At 72.1% G+C, this 4,355-nt stretch carries 5 protein-coding genes; 1 reads left to right on the plus strand and 4 read right to left on the minus strand.

Annotated features, from left to right (window positions below):
* On the plus strand, positions 1-805 hold an 805-nt coding region (locus tag VGD85_RS14140), incomplete at its 5' end, for an HNH endonuclease signature motif containing protein (RefSeq protein WP_331064081.1).
* A gap of 83 nt (positions 806-888) precedes the next feature.
* Here VGD85_RS14140 and VGD85_RS14145 read toward each other — a convergent pair.
* Genes VGD85_RS14145 through VGD85_RS14160 form a run of 4 tightly spaced genes read right to left on the minus strand, consistent with a single transcriptional unit; the run spans position 889 to position 4,221 of the window.
* Positions 889-1,605: a DUF4191 domain-containing protein gene (locus VGD85_RS14145; protein WP_331064082.1), complete on the minus strand. Its 717-nt coding sequence runs from the start codon at positions 1,603-1,605 to the stop codon at positions 889-891.
* A gap of 47 nt (positions 1,606-1,652) precedes the next feature.
* Positions 1,653-2,591: a lipoyl synthase gene (gene lipA / locus VGD85_RS14150; RefSeq protein WP_331064083.1), complete on the minus strand. Its 939-nt coding sequence runs from the start codon at positions 2,589-2,591 to the stop codon at positions 1,653-1,655.
* An 18-nt stretch (positions 2,592-2,609) separates the two neighbouring features.
* Positions 2,610-3,311, minus strand: a complete 702-nt coding sequence (gene lipB, locus VGD85_RS14155) for a lipoyl(octanoyl) transferase LipB (protein ID WP_331064085.1) — start codon at positions 3,309-3,311, stop codon at positions 2,610-2,612.
* A 13-nt stretch (positions 3,312-3,324) separates the two neighbouring features.
* On the minus strand, positions 3,325-4,221 hold the full coding sequence (locus VGD85_RS14160; protein ID WP_331064084.1) for an alpha/beta hydrolase: 897 nt from the start codon (positions 4,219-4,221) through the stop codon (positions 3,325-3,327).
* Between the last annotated feature and the right edge of the window lie 134 nt (positions 4,222-4,355).

Raw genomic sequence — 4,355 nt, forward strand, 5'->3', positions numbered from 1 at the left:
CCTCGCTCCGGTGGCGCACCGGCTCACCTGGGCGCAGCTGGAGCGGACCGTGGAGGCCGCGCGTGCCACGTTCGACCCGGTCGAGGCCGAGCACCGCCGGCTGCTGGCGGCGGAGGGCCGGTTCTTCGACGTCGACACCCACACCCCGTCATTGGAGGGCACCACCACCGTGCGCGGCGAGCTGGACCTGGCCGACGCCCTCGACCTCGACCACGCCCTCACGGTCGGGGCGCAGCAGCTGGCCGACCTGGGCTGTGCCGAGACGTTGGACGTGCGCCGCGCGATGGCCGCCGGGGCCCTGGCCCGCGGCGACCTCCCCCTCCCCATGGAGGGCGGCACCGCGCCGGTGAAGCCGGCCCCCAAGCCCAGGCAACTCGTGATCTACACCCACCTGTCCGAGGAAGCCCTGGCCGGGGTGGAGAACACCCGCTCCCACGTGCTCCTCGGTCAGGTCGAGGGTTGGTGCGCGTCGGCGACCGGCCCGGTCAGCCTCCGCCCGGTGCTGGACCTGGGTGAGCACCTGCAGGTGCCCGGCTACACGCCCTCACCCCGCCTGCGCGAACAGGTGATGCTGACCCATCCGACGTGTGTGTTCCCGGGCTGCACGAGACCATCCCGGGGCTGCGACGTCGACCACGTCATCCCCTGGGACCAGGGCGGCCCCACGTGCTCGTGCAATCTCGTGCCCGCCTGCAGATTCCATCATCGCTTGAAAACGCATGGCGGATGGCGCCTCGAACGGGTCGGGCACCGGCTCTTCACCTGGACCAGCCCCCACGGCCGCACCTACACACGACATACCTGAGATCCCCACCCCGCCGGCCCCGGCCGGCGGGGCCACCGTCATGCCCGACACCCTCGACTGCCGGCGGCGATGCAGGCTGCCGCTCAGCGGCCGCGCATCTGGCTGCGCATGCCCTTCATGCTCGTCGGCACCGGGCCCTTGGGCAGCGGGATGTTGGAGCGGTTGGCGTCGAGCGCCTTCAGCCGGTTGAGGATGTCGGTCATCTCGGCCGGCTTCACGGACTTGCCGAGCTTCTGGACGTGCTTGACCAGCTTGGACAGCGGCACCTGGCCCTCGCCGTTGCCGCACACGACCTCGTGGATCGGCACCTCGGAGGCGACCCGCTCGTGCTTGCGCCGCTCGGCGGTCATCAGCTGGCGCAGCCGGTTGGGGTTGCCCTCGCCGACCAGCACGATGCCCGGGGGACCCACGACGCGGTGCACGACGTCCTGCTGCTTGGTGAAGCCGACCACCGGGTCGGTGCGCCAGCCGCGACGCAGCATCTGCAGCGCGGCGGCCGCGGCGCCGGGCTGACCCTCCATCTGGGCGTACGCCGCCCGCTGGGCGCGCCGGCCGAAGATGATCATCGCGAACAGCGTGCCGACCAGCAGCGCGCCGATGATCGACAAGACGATGCCGAGCACGCCCTCGCCGGGGAGGATCCAGAAGACCACGAAGCCGAGCACGCCGCCGACCAGCAGCGAGCCGAGGATCCACAGACCGAGGCGGGTGTCGGTCTTCCTCGCCATCCGGTAGGTCTCGACGAACTGCGCTCGTCGGCTCATCTTGTCGGGATCGACCGGCTTGGGGTCCTTCGCCATCGTGGTTGCTGCCTCTTCAGATCGTTCGGTCGGGCGTTCGGGTGGGATCAGGCGCTGACGCCGTCGCGGGCCTCAACAGCCTGACGGTACAGCCGACCGGCACGGTACGACGAACGCACGAGCGGACCTGACATCACGCCGGAGAACCCGATCTCGTCGGCCTCCTGCTTGAGCTCGACGAACTCCTCGGGCTTGACCCACCGCTCGACGGGGTGATGACGCACCGACGGGCGGAGGTACTGGGTGATCGTGACGAGCTCGCAGCCCGCGGCGTGCAGGTCGCGCAGCGCCTGCGAGACCTCCTCGCGGGTCTCGCCCATGCCCAGGATCAGGTTCGACTTGGTGACCAGCCCGAAGTCGCGGGCCTGGGTGATGACGTCCAGCGACCGGTCGTAGCGGAAGGCCGGGCGGATCCGCTTGAAGATCCGCGGCACGGTCTCGACGTTGTGGGCGAGCACCTCGGGGCGCGCGTCGAAGACCTGGGCGAGCAGGTCGGGCTTGCCGCTGAAGTCGGGGATCAGGTTCTCGACCCCGGTGCCGGGGTTGAGCTCGTGGATCTGCCGCACGGTCTCGGCGTACAGCCAGGCGCCCTCGTCGGGGAGGTCGTCGCGGGTGACGCCGGTGATCGTGGCGTACTTCAGCCCCATCGTCCGCACCGACTCCGCGACCCGCCGGGGCTCGTCGCGGTCGAGCGGGTCCGGCTTGCCGGTGTCGATCTGGCAGAAGTCGCAGCGCCGGGTGCACTGGTCGCCGCCGATGAGGAAGGTCGCCTCGCGGTCCTCCCAACACTCGAAGATGTTGGGACAGCCGGCCTCCTGGCACACCGTGTGGAGTCCCTCGGACTTCACCAGGCTCTGGAGGTGGTTGTACTCGGGGCCCATCTTGGCCCGGGTCTTGATCCACTCCGGCTTGCGCTCGATCGGGGTCTCCGCGTTGCGCACCTCGAGCCGGAGCAGCTTGCGTCCATCTGGGGCAACCTGCGTCACGTGGACCAACTGTACGCGTCAGGGCGTGAGCAGCTCGATCCGCGGGCCCTTGCTCGGGTCGGGCCGCGGGTCGTAGTCCGGGGTGGGGTCGTACGGCGCCCACGCGAGGTAGTCGGCCAGGTGGCGCTCCACCAGCGGCCGGGCCTCGGCGACCGTCACGTCGCGGCCGAGCTCGCGGCTCAGCGACGTCACGCCGGCGTCGGCGATGCCGCAGGGGACGAACCGGTCGTACCACCCGAGGTCCACGTCGCAGTTGAGCGCGAACCCGTGCATGGTGACACCGCGGCTCACCCGGATGCCGATCGCGGCGATCTTGCGCTCCGGTCCGCGGTCGTCGGCCTTCAACCAGACGCCGCTGCGCCCCGGCACCCGGGCGGTGGTGACCCCGAGGTCGGTGCACACGTGGATGAGCGCCTCCTCGACGCGGCGCACGTAGTCGACGACCAGCACATGGTCGGGCAGCGTCACGATCGGGTAGCCGACCAGCTGGCCCGGTCCGTGGAAGGTGATCTTGCCGCCGCGGTCGACGTCGATGACCGGCGCGCCGCCCGGATCGGCCGGGCGCTCGTGCGGCTCGGTGCGCTTGCCGGCGGTGAAGACCGGCGGGTGCTCGAGCAGCAGGACCGTGTCGTCCTGGGCCCCGTCGGCGACCCGCTGGTGGACCTCGCGTTGGAGGTCCCAGGCGGCGACGTACTCGACCAGCCCGGCGTCCTGGAACATCACGCGCTCGAGCCTACTGCGGCGCCACAGCGGCGCCGAGGAAGGCCAGCTGGTCGGGCAGCATCCTCCGCCAGTACGCCGGGGCGTGGGCGCCCGGCTCGAAGCTGCTGGTGACGTCGGCGTCCTCGGCGAACCCGGCCACGTAGTCCTGGACGTCGCGGTAGAACGGGTCTCCCGTGCCGCAGTCGACGCGCACGGCGATGCCGTCGAGGTCGGCCTGGTGACCGACCACGGTGTACTGCTCGTACTCGCTGCGATCGGCGAACCCGGAGGACGACGCGTCTCCCGGGTCGGTCCAGATGGCCGGGCTCGACGCGACCACGCCGGCGACCCGGTCGGAGCCGAGCAGCCCCGCGAGCCGGAGCGCGCCGTACCCGCCCATCGACCAGCCGATCAAGCCGATCGAGTCGACCGGTGCGGTGTGTAGGCCGTGCTCGGCCAGCAGGGGGAGGAGCTCGTCGACGACCATGGCCCCGGCGTCCTCGCCGTCGGGTCGGGGGTGCCAGTACGACGTCCCGCCGTCGGCCGCGGCGATCGCGAACGGCGGCACACCGTCGGCGACCGCGGCCGCGAGGTAGCGGGGGAGCCCCATCGAGGGCCCGAGGAGGGTGTCGCTGTCCTGTCCGAGCCCGTGCAGCGCCACCACGACGGGCAGGTCGCGGCGCCGTCCGGGTGGCCGGATCACGCACCAGCGGGTCTGTGCACCGAGCCGGTGCTCGGAGGCGAAGCTGCCGGTCTCGACCGGGCCCGGCGCCACGTCCGGGACCACCCCGGCCGCGCCGTTCAGCCCGAGATGGGCCTGCAGCCACGGCCGCCCCGGCAGCACGCCCTGCTCCACGCCCAGCCCGGTGGCGGCGACCGCTCCGACGGTGGTGGCGCCCCCGAGGAGGACGGCGCGACGGCTCAGCACCGGCCCAGCATCGCAGGCCTGTGGACAACGGCCGGGAAGGCTCGCGCGATGGGTAGGAGGAGGCGATGACCCTCCTGCACCTCCTGCTGACGGCGCTGCTCGGGCTGGGCGCCGCGAGCCCGGCGCCGGCGCCG

The organism is Nocardioides sp., from assembly GCF_036401255.1.
Taxonomy (GTDB): domain Bacteria; phylum Actinomycetota; class Actinomycetes; order Propionibacteriales; family Nocardioidaceae; genus Nocardioides.